The following is a 20,993-nucleotide window of genomic DNA, read 5'->3' as shown; positions in this document are numbered from 1 at the left end:
TGTCCGCGCCCCTGTTACTCGTGTCTCCTCGAATGTAGTGCGCCCGGCCGAGAAGGAGCGCTCGTTTACCGCAAGTGCGCCCCCGAAGCGGCAGGTCGTGGTAGGGGCGAGGTGGTTTCGCGCGATGCGGGCCGGGAAGGCGCCGGGCACGGGCGGGGGCCGACGGCACAGAGAGGTACCGGACGCGTGACGCTGATCGTGAACGAGGCCGAGCAGGGCGGATGGGCCGTGGTGTGCGTCCGCGGGGAACTGGACCTGGTGACGGCGCCGCAGGTCAGGCGCGTGGTGCACGACGTGGTCGCGGCGGGGCGGCACGATCTGGTGCTCGATCTGTCCGGGGTGCTCTTCTGCGACTCCAGCGGCGTGGGCGTGCTGATCGCCAGCCGCCGCCTGATCCGCTCCTGCCAGGGCAGGCTCCGCCTGATCCTCCCGGCCCGGGGAGCGGAGGACGGCTCCCATGTGAACCGGGTGCTGGCGGCGCTGGGCGTCCGCCGCCTCTTCGACGTCTACGGGGACGTGGCGACGGCGGCCCGAGAGGAAGCGGAACCACTCTCCGTCTAGCCGTGACGTCCGCGGCCACTCAAGGGGCGCGCCAGCCGTGACATCCGGGGCCACTCAAGGGGCGCGGGGAACTGCGCGACCAGCCCACCACCGGCCCGCAGACGAACCCCGGGCCGAAAAGGGCCTCGGGGAACCGCGCGCTCAGCCACCCACAGCCCGCACCCGGAACTCAGCCCCCACCACCCCCGAACCTCTCCCGCAACCGGTACTTCAGCACCTTCCGCAGCGTCTCGTTGCGCGGCAGCGCCTCCACCACCTCCAGCCGCTCCGGCAGCTTGTGCACGGACAGCCCCCGCGCCCGCAGATGCGCGGTGACGTCGGAGAGGGTCAGCACGGGCGCGCCCGGGGGCTGTTCGACCACCGCGCAGACCAGCTCCCCCCGCTCCGTGTCCGGCAGTCCGACCACCGCCGCGTCACCCACCGCGGGGTGCTGGTGCAGCAGATCCTCGATCTCCTTCGCCGAGATGTTCTCCCCCTTGCGGATGATCACGTCCTTGAGCCGCCCGGTGAGCACCAGATGCCCGCTGGACGTCAGGTACCCCAGATCGCCCGTGCGCAGGAAGCCGTCCTCGTCGAACGCCTCCGCGCTCTGCGCCGGGTCCAGATACCCCTGGCAGACGGCCTCCCCGCGCAGCCGCACCTCCCCGTCCACGATCCGTATCTCCATCCCCTCGGACGGCCGTCCCTCCGTCGTCGCCAGGTTCTCGTCGGTGTCGTCCGGGTCGCCCATCGTGATCATCGGGACCTCGGTCATGCCGTAGCCGTGGGTGAGCCGCACGCCCATCTCGCGGACGACCGCGCGGTAGACCTCCGGCGGCTTGGGCGCCCCGCCGCCCGCGAGCAACCGCAGCGTGGGGATGACCTTCTCGCCCGGCCGTCTGCGCTGCTCGGCAAGGAACATGGAGTAGAACGCGGTCGACCCGCCCGCCACGGTCACGCCGTGCTCGCGGTACGTCTCCAGCGCGTCCGGCAGCGCGAAGTGCTCGAACAGCACCGCCGGGAAGCCGTACAGGAGCAGCATCACGGTGTAGTCGGGCCCGGCGATATGGGCGTACGGGAACGCCATCGAGCCCACGTCGTCGGCCGTCGGACGCAGCGCGTGGGCCAGGCACGAGCCGCCCGCGATCAGTGAGCGGTCGGTGTGCAGGACGCCCTTGGGGTCGGAGGTGGTGCCGGAGGTCCAGTAGATCCAGCGGACGGCGGTGCCGTCGGAGGGCGGGGGCGGCAGGACGGCCGGGTCGCCGTCCGGGAGCGTCCCGTACGCCTCGAAGACGCCCCGCGCGCCGAGCCGGGCCGCCATCGCCCCGTGGTCGAACCCGCGCCGGAGCCCGGGCACCGCGAAGAACTCCGCGCCCGACTTCCGCAGCGCGAAGCCCACTTCGCGGTCGCGGTAGAAGGGGATGAGGGGCGTCTGGACGGCTCCGAGGCGGGTCAGGGCGAAGGAGAGGAGCGCGGTCTCGATCCGGGTCGGCAGCTGCCAGGCGACCACGGTGCCGGGCCGTACGCCCATGCCGTACAGGCCCGCGGCCACCCGCTCGGCGCGGTCGCGCAGCTCGCCGAAGGTCAGGGCGCGGTCGTCCTGGAGCAGGACGGGGCGGCCGGGGGTGAGGGAGGCGCGCCGGGTGACCAGCTCCCAGAGGGTGTGCGAGGTGCCCAGTGCGTGTGCGGTGTCGTTCACGTCGACCCCCAGGGAACAACGGTAGCTGACGGTCAGTCAGATCGTGCCTGGAGCGTAGGGGCGCACCGCCTTGTCGGTCCAGGGGTACGGGGCTAGCCTGCCTTCTGACGGCCCATCAGATATGCCAGCGGGTGGAGGCCACGCATGACCGAACTGCCGCGCATCGTCAGCGTCGACGACCATGTGATCGAACCGGCCCACCTCTTCGAGACCTGGCTCCCGGTGAAGTACCGCGAGCGGGGGCCGCGCCCGCTGACCGCCGGCATCGGGGAACTCGCCTACGTGGGCGGCAGGTACCGGATCACCATGGACCCGGACGGGCCGCCGGCCGACTGGTGGATCTACGAGGACCTGAAGTTCCCGTACAAGCGCAACATCGCCGCCGTCGGCTTCGACCGCGACGACATGACCCTGGAGGGCATCACCCGCGAGGAGATGCGGCGCGGCTGCTGGGACCCCCAGGCGCGGCTGGCGGACATGGACCTCAACCACGTCGAGGCCAGCCTCTGCTTCCCCACCTTCCCGCGCTTCTGCGGCCAGACCTTCGCCGAAGCGCAGGACAAGGAGGTGGCGCTGGCCTGTGTGCGGGCCTACAACGACTGGATGGTGGAGGAGTGGTGCGGGGACAGCGGCGGGCGGCTGATCCCGCTCTGCCTCATCCCGCTGTGGGACATCGGCCTGGCCGTCGCCGAGATCCGCCGCAACGCCGCACGCGGGGTGCGGGCCGTCACCTTCTCCGAGATCCCCACCCACCTCGGCCTGCCGTCGATCCACTCCGGCCACTGGGACCCCTTCTTCGCGGTGTGCGAGGAGACCGGGACCGTGGTCAACATGCACATCGGGAGCAGCTCGCAGATGCCCGCCGCGTCCCCCGACGCCCCGCCCGCCGTCCAGGCGGCGCTCTCCTTCAACAACGCCATGGCGTCGATGATGGACTTCCTGTTCAGCGGGGTGCTGGTGAAGTTCCCGCGCCTGAGGCTGGCGTACAGCGAGGGCCAGATGGGCTGGATCCCGTACGCCCTGGAGCGCGCCGACGACGTGTGGGAGGAGCACCGCGCCTGGGGCGGGGTCCGCGACCTGATCCCCGAGCCGCCGTCCACGTACTACTACCGGCAGATCTTCTGCTGCTTCTTCCGCGACAAGCACGGGGTGGCGTCGCTCGACGTGGTGGGACGGGACAACGCGACCTTCGAGACCGACTACCCGCACGTCGACTCCACCTTCCCGCACACCAAGGAGGTCGCCCTCGACCATGTGAAGGGCCTCGACGACGAGACGGTGTACAAGCTGATGCGCGGCAACGCGATCCGCATGCTCGGTCTGGAGCTGGACAAGGGCCGCCGGTAGTGGACCTCACCCACACCGACGAGGAGGAGGAGTTCCGGGCCGGGCTGCGGGAGTGGCTCGCGGCCGTGCTGCCGGGGCTGCCGCCGAGGCCCGATCCGCTCGACTGGCCGGGGCGGCGCGCGTACGACACCGGCTGGCAGCGGATGCTCCACGACGCCGGGTACGCCCGCGTGCACTGGGACGCCCGCGCCACCCGGCGCCTGATCCTCCTGGAGGAGACCGAGCGGGCCGGCGCGCCCTATGTCGGCGCCAACTTCGTGGGACTGCTGCACGCGGGCCCCACCATCGCCGCCGAGGGCAGCGAGGAGCAGCGCGCGCGGTGGCTGGAGCCGGTGCTGCGCGGCGACGAGGTGTGGTGCCAGGGGTTCTCCGAGCCGGAGGCGGGGTCGGACCTCGCGGCGCTGCGGACCCGGGCGGTGCGGGATGGGGACGCGTACGTGGTGAGCGGCACCAAGATCTGGACCTCGCACGCGCAGGTCGCCGACTGGTGCGAGCTGCTGGTGCGCACCGACCCGGACGCGCCCAGGCACCGGGGCATCACCTGGCTGGCGATGCCCATGGACGCGCCCGGCATCACGGTACGGCCGCTGCGCACGCTCGCCGGGTCGCAGGAGTTCGCCCAGCTCTTCCTCGACGAGGTGCGCGTCCCGGTGACCCACCGGGTCGGCGCCGAGAACGACGGCTGGCGCGTGACCATGGTGACGCTGTCGTACGAGCGGGGCACGGCCTTCGTCGGCGAGGTGGTCGCCTGCCGCCGCGTCCTGCTGGAGGTCGCCCGCGCGGCGCACGCCAACGGGACCTGGGACGATGCCGGGGTGCGGCGCCGACTCGGCTCGCTGCACGCGGAGTTCGCCGCCCTGTGGCGGCTGATCCAGTGGAACGTGAGCGAGGCGGAGCGCGGCGGGGGCGTGCCCGGCGTCGGCGGCTCGGTCTTCAAGCTGCGCTACTCGCACGCCCGCCAGGAGCTGTACGACGCGGCCGCGGCCGTCCTCGGCCCCGACGCACTGGACCTCGGCCGCGAGTGGACCCGGGACCGGCTCTCCTCGCTCTCGTACACCATCGCCGCCGGCACCTCCCAGATCCAGCGCAACATCGTCGCCGAGCGGATCCTCGGCCTGCCCAAGGGGGGCCGCTGATGGACTTCCGGCTGAGCGAGGACCAGCGGGCCCTGCGGGCGGGCGTACGGGAGGTGCTCGCCCGGCGCTTCGACGCCGCCGCGCTGCGCGCCGCCCTCGACGGGTGCGGGCTCGACCGGAAGCTGTGGCGGGCGCTCGGTGAGGCCGGGTTCTTCGCGCTGCGGCTGCCCCGGGAGGCGGGCGGGGTCGGGCTCGGGCTGGCGGAGGCGGTGCTGCTCTTCGAGGAGGCGGGGCGGGCGCTGCTGCCCGGCCCGCTGATCGCCACGCAGCTGGCGGCGGGCCTGGTGGAGGGGGCGGCCGAGGGCGCGACCGTGGTGACCGCGCCCGACGGGGGCCTGGTGGAGTGGCTGGCGGAGGCCGACGCCGTCCGGGGGGACGTCACCGGCGCCGAGCCCGTCCGCTCGGCCGACCCGCTCACCCCGCTGCACCGCCTCCCGGACACCGCCGCGGCCCGAAGCCCCGAGATCCCGGAGCGGGCGCTCCTGAGCGCCGCCGAGCAACTGGGCAGCGCGGGCCGCAGCACCGCCCTCGCGGTCCAACATGCACGGACCCGTGAGCAGTTCGGGCGGCCCATCGGGGCCTTCCAGGCGGTGCAGCACCTGTGCGCGGACATGCTGGTCCGCACCGAGGTGGCCCGCGCCGCCGTCTACGCGGCGGCCGTCACCGGCGACCCGGTGGAGATCGCGGGAGCCAAGTTGCTCGCCGACGAGGCGGCCGTGCGGTGCGCCCGGGACTGCCTCCAGGTGCACGGGGGGATGGGCTTCACCTGGGAGGCGGAGGTCCACCTCCACCTGAAGCGGGCGTGGCTGCGCGGCGCGCGGTGGCCGACCGCGGAGCGGGCGCGGGAGCTCCAGGCGGCGGCGCTGGAGGAGGCGATGGGGGAGGGGCGGGAGGAGGGACGGGGCGGGGAGCCGGGGGTGGCGGTGTGAGGCGGGCGTGGGGCCGCCCGGGCGCGGTTTCCCCTCAGGCGTTGGCCGGAGCGTGATGAAGCGTCACCGTGCGTCGATACCGGGTTGTGTCCTTCGAAGGACTCGTCACACCCCGGAGTCGGGGCCGCCCTCGGGTACCCTCCGTGGAGTGCGATCCCCCAGGCATCCGGCGCGCCCCTGTTCGACCCCCCGCAATGTGCGTCGCACAGTATGCACCACGCGTACTCCTTCGCGCTGGAATATGCCTGAAGCGCTTGTTGCGGTGACTGTACGTCAACCATGCTGTCTCGTAAGGAAATCACGTTCCGTGAGCTTCTCGAGGCGCGAGGCGATGTGTCCGCCGGTTCGGATGGTGTGAGCGGTGCAGGTGCTTCAGGTTCAGTTGGAGGTCGGAGCCGACCCCGCCGAGGTGGGACGCGCTCGCAGATGGGCCCGTTCGCGGCTGGCCGGGTGCGGGATACGGCTCGACGAGCCCCTCGCCGAGACCCTGATCCTGCTGATCTCCGAGCTGGTGACCAACGCGGTGGTGCACACCGGCTGTCCCGCCGTGCTGCGGATGCTCTTCGGCCCCGTCGACGGGCCGGACGACGGCGGCACGGTCCGGGTCGAGGTGGCCGACAGCAGCGCCTGCGCCCCCAGGCCGCGCCACGCGGACGGGGACGACACCAACGGCCGGGGCCTGGAGCTGGTCGACGGCCTCGCCGACCGCTGGGGCTGGCAGGCCGAGGGCGTGGGCAAGTCGATCTGGTGCGAAGTGGACCGCTGCTGCGACGGGGGCGCGCCGGAGCGTACGGGCGGGGCGTTCGAGCCGGGCGCGTATGAGCCGTCGTGCGCTGTCACAAATCGGGCGTAAAGGGCAAAGCTTTCACTAGGTGTTGACGCGCCGTGGTGGCCTGATCACCCTTGGATGAGCGATTCGTCGCGAGGGGACGTCGAGGGCGCGGGCTGGCCCCTGGTCCGTCCTGGGCCGGTCCTGGTTCTCCTCGGCGAGTGCGGGTCGTGGCCCGGCGTGGGCTCAGGGCAAGGCTCCTTCAGGGCATGGGGAGCAGGGCGAGCACGCCGTGGCCGGGTGGCGGCCGCCGTGCCGTGCTCGGGGTGCGCATGACGCGCCGCCACCCGTGGTCGGACCGGGACGCGGACTCCTCGTACGTCCCGGCGCGGCGCTACAGCACGGCGACCGGCGCGACCGGGGACCCGGTGGCCCCCACGAACGGCTCGGGCATCGCCGACAGCCAGAACGCGTACCGCCGCTCCTGCGCACAGGCTGTGGACAACTCCTCCAGATTCCAGTTCTGGCCCTGGAGCATCCCCATCTCGACCAGATCGAGCGCGTGCACGGCGAGCCACAGGTTCTCGATCTCCGGCGGAAAGATCTCGAAGGTCAGGGTGTCGTTGGCGACGGCCGCGACATCGCGCGCGTGGAACCACTCGGGCGTACGCAGCGACAGGCCCGGCGAGGGGAAGGCGTACCCGTGCCTGTCACCGGCGAGGCAGAGCTGGACCTGCCCCGTCCGTACGAGCACGATGTCGCCCGCGCGGACGGTGACCCGGCCGAGCTCCTCGGCGGCCGACAGGTCCTCCGGGGTGACCGCGCGCCCGCCGGGCAGCCGGTCCACGCCGTGGACGCGGGCCACGTCCAGCAGCACACCGCGCGAGACGAGGTGGCGGGGCTTGTCGATGCCGCTGAACTCGGCGCCGCCGTGGGCGGTGATGGTGGTGGCGGGGCGGCCGTTGTAGAGGCGGCCGGAGTGCGAGACATGGGTCAGCGCGTCCCAGTGGGTGGCGGCCTGGAGGCCGAAGGTCACCGTGTCGTCGCTGGTGGCGACGGTGCCCGGGCCGAAGATCTCCTGGTTGATCTGCACCATGGTGTGCAGCGGGTTGACCCGGCCGGGGATCAGGCCGGTCTGGACGCCGTTCTGCTCCAGAGGGAGGGCGAGCGGGACGCGGCGGCCGGAGCGGACGGTGGCGGCGGCCTCCCGTACCACCTCGTCGGTGACGAGGTTGAGCGTCCCGATCTCGTCGTCGCGGCCCCAGCGCCCCCAGTTGTTCACGCGCTCGGCGATCTCGTGGAACTCGGGCGGCAGCGCGGACGCGGTGGGGGCGACGGACGTGGCGGACATGTGGGCCCTCCCTGGGTCTTGTCTTCCGGTGCCTGCCGGGCCCTAGAATCTAACGGTCCGTCAGAAACCGCGGGAAGGGGCCGGCGTGGGGAACTTCTTGGCAGGCAAGGTGGTCGCCGTGACCGGCGCGGGGCGCGGCATCGGCCGCGCGGTGGCGCTCGCGGCGGCGGCCCAGGGCGCCCGGGTCGTCGTCAACGACTACGGCGTCTCCATCGACGGCGCCTCGCCCAGCAGTGAGATCGCGGACGCGGTGGTCAAGGAGATCGAGGCGGCGGGCGGGGAGGCGGTGGCCGTCGCCGACGACGTCTCGACCATGGAGGGCGGCCTGCGGATCGTCGACACCGCCCTCACCCGGTGGGGGCGGGTGGACGGGGTGGTGTGCGTGGCGGGGATCCTGCGCGAGCGCATGCTCTTCAACATGACGGAGGAGGAGTGGGACCCGGTGGTCGCCACCCACCTCAAGGGCACCTTCACCGTGTTCCGGGCGGCCTCGGCGGTGATGCGCCGGCAGGGCACGGGCACGCTGATCGGGTTCACCAGCGGCAACCACCAGGGCAGTGTGGCGCAGGCCAACTACAGCGCGGCCAAGGGCGGTGTGATCTCCCTGGTCCGCAGCGCGGCGCTCGGGCTGCACAAGTACGGCGTCACCGCCAACGCGGTCGCGCCGGTGGCGCGGACCCGGATGTCCGCCAACGTGCCCACGGAGCTGACGGAGATCGGCGAGCCGGAGGACGTGGCGGCGTTCGTGGTGTACCTCCTGAGCGACCGGGCCCGCGAGGCGGGGGTCACCGGGCAGGTCTACACGGTGGCCGGGCCGAAGATCGCGGTGTGGGCGCAGCCACGGGAGTTGCGGTCGGGGTATGTGGCGGGGGGTGGGTGGACTCCGGAGCGGATCGCGGAGTTTCTGCCGGGGGGTGTGGGGGTGGATCCCATGCCGTTGCTGGGGCGGGTGGGGGAGATGGGCCGGGCGGCGGCCTCCGGCGCCCGCCCCAACGCGTGAACCCCGAGGACACTTCCCCGGAACCCCAACTGGGGGCTGCGCCCCCTGCACCCCCTGGAGGGGGTCCCACGGCCGGGGGGCCGCGCCGTGCCCCCTGCCCCCCGGGCGGGGGCTCCGCCCCCCGTACCCCCGCTTCGGGCCTGCGGCCCGCTCCCACCCGCTTCGCGAAGATCCGCGGACCGTCTGTGGCTGAGCGCGCAGTTCCCCGCGCCCCCAACCACCCAGGGGCGCGGGGAACGGCGCGAGCAGCCCACCTCCACCCGCGGCCGACTACGGGCCCGACAGGGGCGCGGGGAACGGCGCGAGCAACCCACCCCGACCCGCGGCCGACTACCGGCCCGACAGGGGGCGCGGGGAACTGCGCGAGCACCCCACCAGCACCCGCAGCCAACCACCGAGCCCCGGCCGCAGGCCGCCGCCGCCCGGCGAGGGACTTCGGGGAGGGGTGGGGTGGGGGAGACACACCCGGCCCACAAGGAAGGCACCCCATGGACTTCGCCCCCAGCCCCGCCGACGAAACCTTCCGCCACACCGCCCGCACCTGGCTCACCACCCACCCACCCCACGGCACCCCCCGCCAGTGGGAGCACGAGCTCGGCACCGGCGGATGGATCGGGCTCGGATGGGGGGACACGCCGTACGGGAACCGGTCCGCGACGATCACGCAGCAGGTCGTCTGGGCCGAGGAGTACGCCCGCCACCCCGCCACCCCGCCCCGCCTCGGCCACATCGGGGAGAACCTCCTCGCCCCCGCCCTCCTCGCCCACGGCACCCCCGCCCAGCGCGACCGCTTCCTGCCGCCGATCGCCCGCGGGGAGGAGATCTGGTGCCAGGGCTACAGCGAACCCGGCGCCGGATCCGACCTCGCGGCGGTGCGCACCACCGCCGTACGCGACGTGGGCGACCCCACGGGCGCGTACCGCGTCACGGGCCAGAAGATCTGGACCTCGCACGCCCACGAGGCCGACTGGTGCTTCGTGCTGGCCCGTACCGGACCCGGTTCGCACCGCCACCACGGACTCTCCTTCCTCCTCGTCCCGATGGACCAGCCGGACGGCCGCGTCGAGGTCCGGCCGATCCGGCAGCTGACGGGGACCAGCGAGTTCAACGAGGTCTTCTTCGACGGCGCCCGCGCCGACCCCGGTCACCTCGTCGGCGGCGAGGGCAACGGCTGGCGCGTCGCCATGGACCTGCTCGCCGCCGAGCGCGGAGTCTCCACGCTCGCCCAGCAGATCGGGTTCGAGGAGGAGCTGGCGCAGGTCGTACGGGAGTGGGCGGGACGGGAGCCGGCGGCGAGCGACCCGCTCCTGCGGGACCTGCTGATCCGCCAGTGGGCCGAGCTGCGCACCATGCGCTGGAACGCCCTGCGCACCCTCGGCGGCCGCGACCCCGGGGCCCCCAGCGTCGCCAAGCTCCTGTGGGGCGGCTGGCACCAGCGCCTCGGCGAACTCGCCATGGCCGTGCGGGGCGCGGCCGGCACGGTCGGGCCGCAGGAGTGGAGCGAGCGGGAGCCGTACCGCATCGACGCGCTCCAGCGGCTGTTCCTCTTCTCCCGCGCCGACACCGTCTACGGCGGGTCGGACGAGATCCAGCGCACCATCATCGCCGAGCGCGTGCTCGGCCTGCCGAAGGAGGCACGGGGCGAGTGAGAGGTGTCCTGTTCGACGGTACCCACGCGCGGGTGGTCGACGACCTGGAGGTACGCGCCCCGGGGCCCGGTGAGGTCCGGGTGGCGATCGCCGCGGCGGGCCTGTGCCACTCCGACCTCTCCGTCATCGACGGGACCATCCCCTTCCCCGTGCCCGTGGTGCTCGGCCACGAGGGCGCGGGCGTGGTCGAGGCGGTCGGGACCGGGGTCGCCCATGTCGCCCCCGGTGACCACGTGGCGCTCTCCACCCTCGCCAACTGCGGGGCCTGCGCCGACTGCGACCGGGGGCGGCCCACCATGTGCCGCCGGGCGATCGGACGGCCGGGGCGGCCGTTCTCGCGCGGCGGCGCGCCCGTCCACCAGTTCGCCGCCAACTCCGCCTTCGCCGAACGTACGGTGGTCAAGGCCGTGCAGGCGGTGAGGATCCCCGCCGACCTGCCGCTCACCTCCGCGGCCCTCATCGGCTGCGCGGTCCTGACCGGCGTCGGCGCCGTACTGAACCGCGCCCGCGTCGAACACGGGGACACCGTCGTCGTCATCGGCACCGGAGGCATCGGCCTCAACGTCCTCCAGGGAGCACGGATCGCGGGCGCGCGCACGGTCGTCGCCGTCGACAGCAACCCGGCGAAGGAGGCCGCGGCGCGCCGGTTCGGCGCCACGCACTTCCTGACCTCGGTGGACGGCGTACGGGAGGTTCTGGAGACCGGCGCCGACCACGTCTTCGAGTGCGTCGGCCACGTCGGGCTCGTCCGCCGGGCCGTCGACCTCCTCGACCGGCACGGCCAGGCCGTGCTGCTCGGGATGCCCGCGCCGACCGAGGAGGCGACCTTCGCGCCCGCCGCGATGTTCCTGGACAAGTCCATCCTCGGCTGCCGCTACGGCAGTTCGCGTCCCCAGCGCGACATCCCCCGCTACGCCGAGCTGTACCGCACCGGCGCCCTGCTCCTCGACGAGCTGGTGACCGAGACCTACCCCGTGGAGGACTTCGCCAAGGCGGTTCAGGACGCCCGGCAGGGGAGGGTGGCGCGCGGGGTGCTGACGTTCTGAGGGGCGGGCGGCTCAGCCCCCCACGCGGTCGCGTCCGGCGGCGCGGAAGGTGCGCCGGTAGACGGTCGGCGGGACGCCGAGCGCGGCCTGGAGATGCTGGCGCAGCGAGGTCGCCGTGCCGAACCCGGCGGCCCGCGCTATCCGGTCCACGGACAGGTCGCTCGACTCCAGCAGGTGCCGGGCCCGCTCCACGCGCTGCTGGGTGAGCCACTGGCCGGGGCTCGTCCCCGTCTCCTCACGGAACCGGCGCGTGAACGTCCGTACCGACATCGCCTCCTGCTCCGCCATGTCCCGCAGCTGGATCGGCTCGCCCAGGCGGCCCAGTGCCCAGGCGCGGGCGCCCGTGGTCGTCGCCACTTGGGGTTGCGGCACCGGCCGTTCGATGTACTGGGCCTGCCCGCCCTCCCGGTGCGGGGGCACCACGGTCCGCCGGGCCACGTCGTTGGCGACCGCCGCCCCGTGGTCGCGCCGCACCAGGTGCAGGCAGAGGTCGATCCCGGCGGCGACCCCGGCCGAGGTCAGCACGTCCCCGTCGTCGATGAACAGCACGTCCGGGTCGACGGCGACGGACGGGAAGAGGTGCTGGAAGTGCTCGGCGTGCCGCCAGTGGGTGGTGGCGGGCCGCCCGTCGAGGTACCCGGCGGCGGCCAGGACGTAGCTGCCGGTGCAGATGGAGACCATGCGCGTGCCGGGCCGTACGTGGGCGAAGGCGCGGGCGAGGTCGTCGGTGAGCACGCCCTCCTCGTAGACCGGTCCCAGTTCGTGCGAGGCGGGCACGACCACGGTGTCCGCGAGCGCCAGCGCCTCGGGCCCGTTCTCCACCAGCACGGCGAAGTCGGCGTCGGTCCGCACGGGGCCGGGCGCGCGCACCGAGCAAGTGGTGACGGAGTACAGCGGCTCGCGCCCCTCGTCCGTGCTCCGCGCCAGCCCGAAGATCCGCTGGGGGATGCCGAGTTCGAAGGGGAGGAGGCCGTCGAGGGCGAGGACGACGACGCGGTGGGGAGCGGCCGGGGTCATACGGCCGAGTGTATATGGCCCGATCTCTGCGAAGCATGGCTATCCGGCCACTCGTGCGGACCGGACCACCACGCCAGGCTGTCCGCATGTCCCAGACCACCGATGCCGTCGCCCCGGGCGCTCAGGCGGCCCCCTCCCCGCGGCCCGGGCCCGGCCGCCGTATCCACCGCGCCTGGTTCGTCGCCGCCGTCACCTTCGTGACGATCATCGGCGCGGCCGCCTTCCGGTCGCTGCCGGGGCTGCTCATCGACCCGCTGCACGAGGAGTTCGGCTGGTCGCGCGGCACGATCGGGGCGGCGGTCTCGGTGAACCTCGCGTTGTACGGGCTCACCGCGCCCTTCGCAGCCGCGCTGATGGACCGGTTCGGCATCCGCCGGGTCGTGGCCGCGGCGCTGACCGTGATCGCGGCCGGGGCCGGGCTCACCGTCTTCATGGACGCCGCCTGGCAGCTGATGCTCTGCTGGGGCCTGCTCGTGGGGCTCGGCAGCGGGTCGATGGCGCTGGCGTTCGCCGCGACCGTCACCAACCGCTGGTTCACCGCCCGGCGCGGCCTGGTCACCGGCATCCTCACCGCCGCGTCCGCCTCCGGGCAGCTGATCTTCCTGCCGGTCCTGTCGTGGCTGGTGGAGCACCACGGGTGGCGGCCGGCCGCGGTGACGGTCGCGCTCGCCGCGCTCGCGGTGGTGCCGTTCGTGTGGCTGCTGCTGCGCGACCACCCGGCGGACTCGGGACTCGCGCCGTACGGCTCGGACACGTACGTGGAGAAGCCCGCCCCCGTGCCGGGTGCCGCGGGGCGCGCGGTGAAGGTGCTGTTCTCGGCGGTGCGCACCGGGCCGTTCTGGCTGCTCGCCGGCACCTTCGCGATCTGCGGCGCCTCCACCAACGGTCTCATCCAGACCCACTTCGTGCCCGCCGCGCACGACCACGGCATGCCGGTGACGGCCGCCGCGGGACTGCTCGCGGTCATCGGCGTCTTCGACGTGGCCGGCACGATCTTCTCGGGCTGGCTGACCGACCGCTTCGAGTCCCGCCGCCTGCTCGCCACGTACTACGCGCTGCGCGGCGTCTCCCTGCTCTTCCTGCCGATGCTGCTCGCGCCCTCCATCCACCCGCCGATGCTGTTCTTCATCGTCTTCTACGGTCTGGACTGGGTCGCCACCGTCCCGCCCACCCTCGCGCTCTGCCGCGAGCACTACGGCGAGGACAGCGCCATCGTCTTCGGCTGGGTGCTCGCCTCCCACCAGGTGGGCGCGGCCGTCGTCGCCTTCCTCGGCGGCCTCGCGCGCGACGCCTTCGGCAGTTACGACCTGGTCTGGTACGGCTCGGGCACGCTGTGCGCGGTGGCCGCGCTGATGGCCCTGGTGATCCGCCGCCCGGGAACGGGCGCGGCCGCCACGCCGCCTGCGGAACCGGCGGTCGCGTGATCCCCTCTTCCCGGGGGAGGGGGGCCGGATGAAGCCGAGGAACATACCGGGCGCGGTGGCGGTGGCGGGGCTGCTCTGCGCCGTACTGGCGGGGTGCGGGACCGAGGAGGCGGGCGGTGCGGGGGCCGGGGGGCGGCCCGCCCCGCCGTCGTCGGCCGCCGCGGCGGGGAAGCGGCCGTGCCCGCCGGACGGGACGACCGAGGACGCGTCGGCGGGCGGGGGCGTGGACGAGACGTCGGAGGAGGTGTCGGGGGGGACGTCGGCCCGGACCGACGAGACCACCGACGAGGCGTCGGGCCCGGGTGTCGACGAGACGAGCGACGAGACGACCGACGACGGTGCCGGTTCCTCCGGGCCGCCCACGGACGAGACCACTGACGACGACGCCGGTGACCCCGGGCCGCCCACCGAGGGCACCGCCCCGCCCTGTCTGCCCGCCGGGTGGTTCGACATGACCGAGGAGTTCACCGACTACTACGCCCAGCACCTCACCAAGGCCGACGACGGCCGGTGGCCCTCGGTGGCGGCCGCCCGCCTCAAGCAGGAGGGCGACTCGGTCAGCGCGCTGGTCACCGTCAACTTCGTCCCGTCCGGCGAGGACGACTACGACGGCCGCCGGATCGCGGACGTCTTCGCCGCCTGGCGCCACGCGGCGTACGGGGACAAGGGGCGGTTGCGGATCGAGACCCGCAGTGGCGGCAGGGTCGTCGAGCGGTCCTGGTGAGGACGGGGGCGCCCGGCGCCGTCAGGCGGTGAAGCGCCCGAACCGGCCCCGGTGGAACAGCAGCGGCTCGCCCTCCGGGGTCCCGCCGAGCGCCTCCACGCGGCCCACCACGATCAGGTGGTCGCCGCCGGTGTGCACGGTCTGGATGCGGCAGTCCACCCACGCCGGTACGCCCGCCAGGCGCGGGGAGCCGGTCACGGGGGCCGCGTCGTGGTCCACGCCCGCGAACTTGTCGGCGCCGCTCACCGCGAACGCCCGGCACAGCGGCCCCTGGGCCGCGCCCAGGATGTTCACGCAGAAGGTGCCCGCGCGGGCGATGCGCGGCCACGTCGTCGACGTACGGCCGACCATGAAGACGACCAGCGGCGGGTCCAGCGAGAGCGAGGCGAAGGACTGGCAGGCGAAGCCGGTCGGGCCCAGCTCGTCGCGGGCCGTGACGACCGTGACGCCGGTGGCGAAGTGGCCAAGGACGCCCCGGAACTCGGCGGGGTCGACCGGCAGTCGCTCGTCGTCGCGTACCGCCCGTAAGTCGGGCCGCGGCAGCGCCTCGACGGGCTCGGCGGGGTCCGTGGCCAGGCCGCCGACGGACCGCAGGTATCGGACGACGGTCGCCGCCATCCCTTCGTGTCCCATCACGCCCTCATTGAACCTGACGGGTCATCAGATGGGAACCCTCACAGGCCCCGGTACTTGGGCGTCCGGCGCTCCACGAAGCTCGCCACGCCCTCCTGGGCGTCCCGGGTGGTCATGTTGATCTCCTGGGCGGCCGCCTCGGCGGCGAAGGCGCTCGTACGGTCGCCGTCCAGGGAGGCATTGACCAGCTGCTTCGCCAGCGTCAGCGAGCGGGTCGGGCCGGCCGCGAGGCGCTGGGCCCACTGCCGGGCCAGTGCGGGCAGGTCCTCGTCCGGCACCACCCGGTTGACCAGGCCGAGACGCTCGGCGTCCGCCGCCGCCACCGCGTCCCCGAAGAACATCAGCTCCTTGGCGCGCTGCGGCCCCACCAGCCGGGGCAGCAGATACGCGCCCCCGCCGTCCGGGACGAGCCCGCGCCGCACGAACACCTCGATGAAGCGGGCCGACTCCGCCGCCAGCACCAGGTCGCAGGCGAACGCCAGATGCGCGCCGATCCCGGCCGCCGTGCCGTTGACGGCCGCGATCACCGGCTTCTCGCAGTCGAGCACCGCCGCCACCAGCCGCTGGGCGCCCCGGCGGATCGTGCGGGCCACGTCCCCGGCGACCCGCTCCCCGGACACCACCGCGCCCCGCAGATCCGCGCCCGCGCAGAAGCCCCTGCCGGTGGCGGTGAGCACGACCGCCCGTACGGCCGGGTCGGCGCCCGCTCCGTCCAGGAGCGCGATGATCCGCTCCCGCTGCTCCCCGGTCACGGCGTTCATCGCCTCGGGCCGGTCGAGCGTGATCCACGAGACGCCGCCGTCGGTGGTGTGGCGGACGGTCTCGGTGAGCGGGCGGGCGTCCTCGCCGCTCATGAGCACACCACGAGCGCGTCCAGGGCCACCGCGCCCTGCCCGCGCGGCAGGACCATCAGCGGGTTGATGTCCAGCTCCGCGAGCTCCCCGCCCAGTTCCAGGGCCATCCGCTGCACCCGCAGCACCACCTCCACCAGCGCGTCCACATCGACCGGCGGCCCGCCGCGTACGCCGTCCAGGAGCGCCCGGCCGCGCAGTTCGCCGAGCATCGCGCGGGCCTGCTCCTCGCCGAAGGGCGGCACGCGCACGGCCGCGTCGCCCAGGACCTCCACCAGGACGCCGCCCAGGCCCACGGTCACGGTCGGTCCGAAGAGCGCGTCGTGGGTGACGCCGACGACCATCTCGACCCCCCGGGCGACCATCTGGCACACCAGCACCCCGTCCAGCTCCACCCCCTCGTACCGGGCGGTGTCGGTGAGCTCGCGGTAGGCGTCGCGCACCTGGCTGGCCGAGGTCAACCCGACCTTGACCAGGCCGAGTTCGGTCTTGTGGGCGAGGCGGGTGCCGGAAGCCTTCATGACGACCGGGTAGCCGACCTGGCCCGCCGCCCGCACGGCCGCAGCCGCGCTGGTCACCAGCTGCTCGCGCGGCACCCGTATCCCGTACGCCCGCAGCAGTTGCTTGGCGGCGTGCTCGCTCAGCTGGCGGCCCGGCCGCATCAGCGCCTGCGCCTTGCGGAAGGAGGGCGAGGGCAGGCGGGGCGCCTCGTCGAAGGGGGAGCGGTAGGAGGAGGTGAAGCGGTGGTGGGCGAGGTAGGCGCGGACGGCGCCCACGCAGTTGCCGAACGTACGGAAGGTGGCGACGCGCGAGGAGCCGAGCAGCGTCTCGCGGTAGGCGGCCTCGGTGCCCACCGGCGAGCCCCACACCACGCACACCAGCTTGTCGGTGTGCTCCGCCGCCTCCACCAGGTCCCGCGCGAGCCGGTCGCTCATCGGCGGGAACGGCCCGGTGATGGGGCAGATCAGCACGCCCACCGAGGGGTCGTCCAGGATCGCGTCGATGATCTTCCGGCCGCGCCAGTCGCCCACCGGGTGGCCGCCGTTGTCGACCGGGTTGGCCACGTTCAGATACGGTGGTATCCAGGTGTGCAGCTCGGCCTGCTTGGCCTCGCAGAGCGTGGGGAGGGTGAGTCCGGCCGCCGTCGCCAGGTCCGCGAAGTGGGCGCCGGTGCCGCCCGAGATCGAGTAGACGGCCACCCCTTCGGCGACCGGCGGACGCGCCCGCGCCAGCAGGGCCGAGGTGTCCTGGAGCTCGTCGAGCCCGTCGACGCGGATCACCCCGTACTGCCGCATCGCCGCGTCCACCACCTGGTCCGCGCCGGTCAGCTTGCCGGTGTGGGAGGCGGCGGTGCGCGCCCCGGTCTCGGTGCGGCCGACCTTCACCGCCACCACCGGCACCCGCGCACGGGCCGCCCGGTCGGCGGCGAGCAGGAAGGAGCGGCCGTCCTTGAGCCCCTCCAGATAGCAGGCGATGGCCCCGACCTCGGGGCGCTCGGCGAAGTAGGCGATGAAGTCGGCGCTCTCCAGATCGGCCTCGTTGCCGGTGGGCGCCCAGTGGGAGAGGCGCACCCCGAGCTCCTGCATCGCGAAGAGCGGGCGGCCCTGGTGGCCGGACTGGGTGATCAGGGCGATGGCGGGCCCTTCCAGGTCGTCCCGGAAGCGCTCGAAGGCGTTGAGGTTGGTGTTGGGGCCGAGCAGGCGCATCCCGGAGCGTCGCACGGCGGCGCCCAGGCGCTCCTGGGCGGCGGCGCCGTCGTCACCGGTCTCGGCGAAGCCGTTCGCGAAGGCGACGGCGAACTTCACCTTGGCCTCGGCCAGTTCGTCGATCAGCGGGAGCGGGTCGCCCACCAGCAGCACGGCCAGGTCCACCTGTTCCGGCAGCTCGGCGACGGACGCGGTGCAGGGCAGGCCGAAGACGGCGTCGCGGGTGGGGTGCACGGGATGGACGCGGGCGCCCACCCGCTCGGCCCAGGCGATCAGCTGGCGGGTGATGCCGGTGCTGGGGCGGCCCTCGGTGTCGGAGGCGCCGACGACGGCCAGTGACTCGGGCCGGAAGAACCGGTCGAGGTCGGGCACGGGCGCGTACAGGGGCCGGCCGCTGACGTCCAGGTCGCCCTGGGCGGCGGCGGTGCCGTGGACGGTGCCGGGCCGGGGCTGCTCGCCGCAGGCCACCACCCGGGCGCGGAGGTCGGTCGTGAGGGTGCCGTGAGTCGATCCAAGCATCGTTCCGCCCGCTCCTGGTCGATGGCCAACATGGCACGTGCGCGGCTGTCGTGACGTGACTGGCTGGTAACTGACGCACAGTCAGATTACAGACCTGACGACCAGTCAGGAACCGTCGTGCGGGCAAATGCTCACCGAAGGCTCCGGGACGCGCGGGAGGTCCGGCCGAGTACGTTGTCCGTACCCGTCCGCAGGGCGGCTACCCGTCACCATTGCGCCAACTACGGCGTGCGCGGGTGGCGTCACGGGGGCGCGGGCCGGGCGCCGGTCCCGGCCGCGTCAGGAGCCGGCGACCGCCCGGGCGATCTTGCGGGCGTCGATGCCCAGCTCGCGGAGCATGCCGCTGATGGGGTTGGTGAACCCGGTGAAGTAGAGGCCGGGGGCGCCGGGCGCGGCACGGCCGCCGTGGACGACCGGACGACCCCGCCCGTCCAGTACGCCGAGGTGGCCGACCAGTCCTTCCAGGGCTCGCCGGTAGCCGGTGGCCGCGACGACGGCCTCGGGCGAGACGCGGCTGCCGTCGGCCAGGACGGCCTTGGCGCCCTCGAAGGACTCGACCGCCGCCACCGGCTCGATTCGGCCCGCCCGCACGGCCGCGATCAGCCCCACGTCCTGTACGGGGATGGCGCCTTCGCGCACGCGCGCGTAGAGGCCCTTGTCCGGCCGGGGCAGCCCCTTCGCGGCGAGGTCGGGCACGCTGAGCCGGGCCAGCGCCCCGGCCGCCCGGTCCACCAGCGGGACCGGCAGCCGCCGTACCAGGATGCCGGAGCGCTGGGCGGGCCAGCCGGCGGTGGAGCGGCGCAGGATGTGCGGCGGCGTGCGCACGGCGAGCCGCACCCGCCCGGCGCCGCCCTCGGCCAGGTCGACGGCGATCTCCGCACCGGTGTTGCCCGCGCCCACCACGAGCACGTCACGACCGGCGTACGGCGCGGGGTTCGTGTACTGCCCGGCGTGCAGCAAGGTGCCGGTGTACGTGTCCGCGCCGGGCCACTCGGGCACGTACGGGGTGTGGTTGTACCCGGTCGCCACCACGACCGCCCGCCCGGTCAGCCGCCGCCCGCCGGTGGCGTGCAGCAGCCAGCCGCCGTCCTCGGCGCGCTCGACGCGGGACACCTCGACGCCGGTGACGATCTCCAGCTCATGGACCTCGGCGTACTTCTCCAGGTACCGCACGACGTCGGCCCGGGCGACCCAGCGCCCGAACGAACGGGGCATCTTCAGGCCCGGCAGCGACGAGAGGCGCCGCGTGGTGTGCAGCCGCAGCCGGTCGTAGTGGTGGCGCCAGGAGTCCCCCACGGCGTCGGCCTTCTCCAGCACGACGGCCCGTACGCCCCGGCCGCGCAGCGCGGCGGCGACGGCGAGCCCGCCGGGGCCGGCGCCGATGACGTAGACGGGGCGCGTGGGGTCGTTGGTGGCCATGGGAACCGAGCGTAACGACGCGGTTCTTTGATGGGTCTCGGTCAAGACCTGAATCGGTTACGAATCGATCACGCTCCGGAGTGCGGGGGAGCGGGAGTCCTTGCGCGGGGCGGCAAGGTCCGCTGAACTGACGTACCGTCAGATGGGGTGATGACGTGGTGGGGAAGGGGCGGCGGATGGAAGCGATCTGGCTCAGCGGCGCGGAGTGGGTGGCCGTCCTGCGGATCGGCCTCGGTCTGTGGTGGCTGGAGAGCTGGCGCCACAAGGACAAGAAGGGGTGGTTCGAGCGCGGCACGGGGATCGCCTGGGCGGCGGACGTGGCGGCGAAGCACCGCTGGGAGGCGGTCCGCAGCGGCTTCGCGCTCGTGGTGAAGCCCCGGCCCCGGACGATGGCGTACGTGGTGGTCTACGCCGAACTGGCCCTCGGCCTCGGCCTGGTGGCGGGCCTGCTCACACCGGTGGCACTGGTAGGGGGCCTGGTCCTCAACCTGCTCTACCTCGTCCTGATGATCCACGACTGGGCCGAACAGGGGCAGAACGCGATGATGGCGCTGATCTCGCTGGTGGCGCTCTTCGCGGTGTCCTGGCAGACGTGGTCGCTGGACGACGCGATCGGCTGGTTCCGATGAAGCCGACGCCCGGTGGTGGGGCGGTGCCGGAGACGGACGCGTTCACGCGCGCGTACTGGGACGCGGCGGCGGCCGGTCATCTGCTGATCCGCCGCTGCGGGGGGTGCGGGCGGGCGCACCACTACCCGCGCGAGTTCTGCCCGTACTGCTGGGGCGAGGACGTGTCCTGGGAACGGGCGAGCGGCCGGGCCACGCTGTACACGTGGTCGGTGGTCCACCGCAACGACCTCCCGCCCTTCGGGGACCGGGTGCCGTACACGGCGGCGGTGGTGGACCTGGCGGAGGGGCCCCGGATGATGACGGAGGTGGTGGGGGGTGCTGTGCTGCGGGTGGGGATGCCGTTACGGGTGGGGTTCCGGGAGGGGGGCGGGGTGACGGTGCCGGTGTTCCGTCCGGAGGGGTGAGGTGTGCCGGGTGCGGGACGAGGTGCGGGCTGACTTTGTCCGCCGCCCGGTGGTGGGCTGGTCGCGCAGTTCCCCGCGCCCCTTCAGGGCCCGGACTTTGTCTGCCGCCCGGTGGTGGGCTGGTCGCGCAGTTCCCCGCGCCCCTTCAGGGCCCGGACTTTGTCTGCCGCCCGGTGGTGGGCTGGTCGCGCAGTTCCCCGC

General features: G+C 73.8%; 19 protein-coding genes. 12 read left to right on the top strand and 7 right to left on the bottom strand.

The genetic code is table 11. The annotated features are described in order from the left end of the window. Window positions 1-186 precede the first annotated feature (186 nt). Window positions 187-561 (top strand): STAS domain-containing protein, encoded by a 375-nt coding sequence (locus ACZ4MU_RS01390; RefSeq protein WP_467869545.1) that lies wholly within the window; start codon window positions 187-189, stop codon window positions 559-561. Between the two features lie 169 nt (window positions 562-730). On the opposite strand, the gene ACZ4MU_RS01385 is transcribed toward ACZ4MU_RS01390, so the two are convergent. Next, window positions 731-2,239, bottom strand: a complete 1,509-nt coding sequence (locus ACZ4MU_RS01385) for a class I adenylate-forming enzyme family protein (RefSeq protein ID WP_467869543.1) — start codon at window positions 2,237-2,239, stop codon at window positions 731-733. A gap of 144 nt (window positions 2,240-2,383) precedes the next feature. On the opposite strand from ACZ4MU_RS01385, the gene ACZ4MU_RS01380 reads away from it, so the two are divergent. The 4 genes from ACZ4MU_RS01380 (at window position 2,384) to ACZ4MU_RS01365 (ending at window position 6,504) form a co-directional block, all read left to right on the top strand. Next, window positions 2,384-3,586, top strand: coding sequence for an amidohydrolase family protein (locus ACZ4MU_RS01380; protein ID WP_467869541.1), 1,203 nt, complete (start codon window positions 2,384-2,386; stop codon window positions 3,584-3,586). Next, a complete protein-coding gene (locus ACZ4MU_RS01375; protein WP_467869539.1) occupies window positions 3,586-4,722 on the top strand; it encodes an acyl-CoA dehydrogenase family protein in 1,137 nt (378 codons plus the stop codon). The genes ACZ4MU_RS01380 and ACZ4MU_RS01375 overlap by 1 nt, the downstream gene beginning before the upstream one ends. Beyond that, window positions 4,722-5,651, top strand: a complete 930-nt coding sequence (locus tag ACZ4MU_RS01370; RefSeq protein ID WP_467869537.1) for an acyl-CoA dehydrogenase family protein — start codon at window positions 4,722-4,724, stop codon at window positions 5,649-5,651. The genes ACZ4MU_RS01375 and ACZ4MU_RS01370 overlap by 1 nt, the downstream gene beginning before the upstream one ends. 361 nt (window positions 5,652-6,012) lie before the next feature. Then, window positions 6,013-6,504, top strand: coding sequence for an ATP-binding protein (locus ACZ4MU_RS01365; RefSeq protein WP_467869535.1), 492 nt, complete (start codon window positions 6,013-6,015; stop codon window positions 6,502-6,504). Between the two features lie 310 nt (window positions 6,505-6,814). Here ACZ4MU_RS01365 and ACZ4MU_RS01360 read toward each other — a convergent pair whose 3' ends face one another. Beyond that, entirely contained in the window at window positions 6,815-7,771 is a 957-nt protein-coding gene (locus ACZ4MU_RS01360; RefSeq protein WP_467869533.1) for a cyclase family protein, read from the bottom strand. Window positions 7,772-7,856: 85 nt separating this feature from the next. Here ACZ4MU_RS01360 and ACZ4MU_RS01355 point away from each other — a divergent pair, with 85 nt between their 5' ends. The 3 genes from ACZ4MU_RS01355 to ACZ4MU_RS01345 all read left to right on the top strand — a co-directional run bounded on the left by ACZ4MU_RS01355 (window position 7,857) and on the right by ACZ4MU_RS01345 (window position 11,466). Next, window positions 7,857-8,771 carry an SDR family oxidoreductase gene (locus ACZ4MU_RS01355; protein ID WP_467869531.1) on the top strand — a complete coding sequence of 305 codons (915 nt, stop codon included), beginning with the start codon at window positions 7,857-7,859 and terminating at the stop codon, window positions 8,769-8,771. A 488-nt stretch (window positions 8,772-9,259) separates the two neighbouring features. After that, window positions 9,260-10,420, top strand: coding sequence for an acyl-CoA dehydrogenase family protein (locus ACZ4MU_RS01350; RefSeq protein ID WP_467869529.1), 1,161 nt, complete (start codon window positions 9,260-9,262; stop codon window positions 10,418-10,420). Beyond that, complete coding sequence (locus ACZ4MU_RS01345) at window positions 10,417-11,466, top strand: Zn-dependent alcohol dehydrogenase (protein ID WP_467869527.1); 1,050 nt, start codon at window positions 10,417-10,419, stop codon at window positions 11,464-11,466. Before ACZ4MU_RS01350 ends, ACZ4MU_RS01345 begins: the two co-directional genes overlap by 4 nt. Window positions 11,467-11,478: 12 nt before the next feature. Here the strand turns inward: ACZ4MU_RS01345 and ACZ4MU_RS01340 are convergent, their stop codons facing one another. Then, on the bottom strand, window positions 11,479-12,483 hold the full coding sequence (locus tag ACZ4MU_RS01340) for a GlxA family transcriptional regulator (RefSeq protein WP_467869525.1): 1,005 nt from the start codon (window positions 12,481-12,483) through the stop codon (window positions 11,479-11,481). Window positions 12,484-12,569: 86 nt separating this feature from the next. Between ACZ4MU_RS01340 and ACZ4MU_RS01335 the strand changes: the two genes are divergently transcribed. After that, window positions 12,570-13,907, top strand: a complete 1,338-nt coding sequence (locus ACZ4MU_RS01335) for an MFS transporter (RefSeq protein ID WP_467869523.1) — start codon at window positions 12,570-12,572, stop codon at window positions 13,905-13,907. 28 nt (window positions 13,908-13,935) lie between these two features. After that, window positions 13,936-14,631, top strand: coding sequence for a hypothetical protein (locus tag ACZ4MU_RS01330; protein ID WP_467869521.1), 696 nt, complete (start codon window positions 13,936-13,938; stop codon window positions 14,629-14,631). Window positions 14,632-14,652: 21 nt separating this feature from the next. On the opposite strand, the gene ACZ4MU_RS01325 is transcribed toward ACZ4MU_RS01330, so the two are convergent. The 4 genes from ACZ4MU_RS01325 to ACZ4MU_RS01310 all read right to left on the bottom strand — a co-directional run bounded on the left by ACZ4MU_RS01325 (window position 14,653) and on the right by ACZ4MU_RS01310 (window position 19,759). Continuing rightward, window positions 14,653-15,249, bottom strand: coding sequence for a flavin reductase family protein (locus ACZ4MU_RS01325; RefSeq protein WP_467870586.1), 597 nt, complete (start codon window positions 15,247-15,249; stop codon window positions 14,653-14,655). A 56-nt stretch (window positions 15,250-15,305) separates the two neighbouring features. Continuing rightward, window positions 15,306-16,118: an enoyl-CoA hydratase/isomerase family protein gene (locus ACZ4MU_RS01320; RefSeq protein ID WP_467869519.1), complete on the bottom strand. Its 813-nt coding sequence runs from the start codon at window positions 16,116-16,118 to the stop codon at window positions 15,306-15,308. Next, window positions 16,115-18,340, bottom strand: a complete 2,226-nt coding sequence (locus ACZ4MU_RS01315; RefSeq protein WP_467869517.1) for an acetate--CoA ligase family protein — start codon at window positions 18,338-18,340, stop codon at window positions 16,115-16,117. Before ACZ4MU_RS01315 ends, ACZ4MU_RS01320 begins: the two co-directional genes overlap by 4 nt. Window positions 18,341-18,619: 279 nt before the next feature. After that, window positions 18,620-19,759 carry a flavin-containing monooxygenase gene (locus ACZ4MU_RS01310; protein WP_467869515.1) on the bottom strand — a complete coding sequence of 380 codons (1,140 nt, stop codon included), beginning with the start codon at window positions 19,757-19,759 and terminating at the stop codon, window positions 18,620-18,622. A 176-nt stretch (window positions 19,760-19,935) separates the two neighbouring features. Here ACZ4MU_RS01310 and ACZ4MU_RS01305 point away from each other — a divergent pair, with 176 nt between their 5' ends. Beyond that, entirely contained in the window at window positions 19,936-20,388 is a 453-nt protein-coding gene (locus tag ACZ4MU_RS01305) for a DoxX family protein (protein WP_467869513.1), read from the top strand. Next, window positions 20,385-20,792, top strand: a complete 408-nt coding sequence (locus ACZ4MU_RS01300; RefSeq protein WP_467869511.1) for a Zn-ribbon domain-containing OB-fold protein — start codon at window positions 20,385-20,387, stop codon at window positions 20,790-20,792. Before ACZ4MU_RS01305 ends, ACZ4MU_RS01300 begins: the two co-directional genes overlap by 4 nt. Window positions 20,793-20,993: the final 201 nt, after the last annotated feature.

It is taken from the genome of Streptomyces sp. NPDC026377, from assembly GCF_055567715.1.
The sequence above is the reverse complement of the archived record's forward strand: the minus strand, read 5'-3'. Positions and strand labels throughout refer to the sequence as shown.

What these genes read in the sequence shown, in the direction of transcription:
- ACZ4MU_RS01360 (WP_467869533.1), bottom strand. Translation starts at nt 7,771, where the DNA reads ATGTCCGCCACGTCCGTCGCCCCCACCGCGTCCGCGCTGCCGCCCGAG.
- ACZ4MU_RS01320 (WP_467869519.1), bottom strand. Translation starts at nt 16,118, where the DNA reads ATGAGCGGCGAGGACGCCCGCCCGCTCACCGAGACCGTCCGCCACACC.
- ACZ4MU_RS01310 (WP_467869515.1), bottom strand. Translation starts at nt 19,759, where the DNA reads ATGGCCACCAACGACCCCACGCGCCCCGTCTACGTCATCGGCGCCGGC.
- ACZ4MU_RS01350 (WP_467869529.1), top strand. Translation starts at nt 9,260, where the DNA reads ATGGACTTCGCCCCCAGCCCCGCCGACGAAACCTTCCGCCACACCGCC.
- ACZ4MU_RS01315 (WP_467869517.1), bottom strand. Translation starts at nt 18,340, where the DNA reads ATGCTTGGATCGACTCACGGCACCCTCACGACCGACCTCCGCGCCCGG.
- ACZ4MU_RS01380 (WP_467869541.1), top strand. Translation starts at nt 2,384, where the DNA reads ATGACCGAACTGCCGCGCATCGTCAGCGTCGACGACCATGTGATCGAA.
- ACZ4MU_RS01340 (WP_467869525.1), bottom strand. Translation starts at nt 12,483, where the DNA reads ATGACCCCGGCCGCTCCCCACCGCGTCGTCGTCCTCGCCCTCGACGGC.
- ACZ4MU_RS01325 (WP_467870586.1), bottom strand. Translation starts at nt 15,249, where the DNA reads ATGGCGGCGACCGTCGTCCGATACCTGCGGTCCGTCGGCGGCCTGGCC.
- ACZ4MU_RS01335 (WP_467869523.1), top strand. Translation starts at nt 12,570, where the DNA reads ATGTCCCAGACCACCGATGCCGTCGCCCCGGGCGCTCAGGCGGCCCCC.
- ACZ4MU_RS01300 (WP_467869511.1), top strand. Translation starts at nt 20,385, where the DNA reads ATGAAGCCGACGCCCGGTGGTGGGGCGGTGCCGGAGACGGACGCGTTC.
- ACZ4MU_RS01330 (WP_467869521.1), top strand. Translation starts at nt 13,936, where the DNA reads ATGAAGCCGAGGAACATACCGGGCGCGGTGGCGGTGGCGGGGCTGCTC.
- ACZ4MU_RS01305 (WP_467869513.1), top strand. Translation starts at nt 19,936, where the DNA reads ATGGAAGCGATCTGGCTCAGCGGCGCGGAGTGGGTGGCCGTCCTGCGG.
- ACZ4MU_RS01370 (WP_467869537.1), top strand. Translation starts at nt 4,722, where the DNA reads ATGGACTTCCGGCTGAGCGAGGACCAGCGGGCCCTGCGGGCGGGCGTA.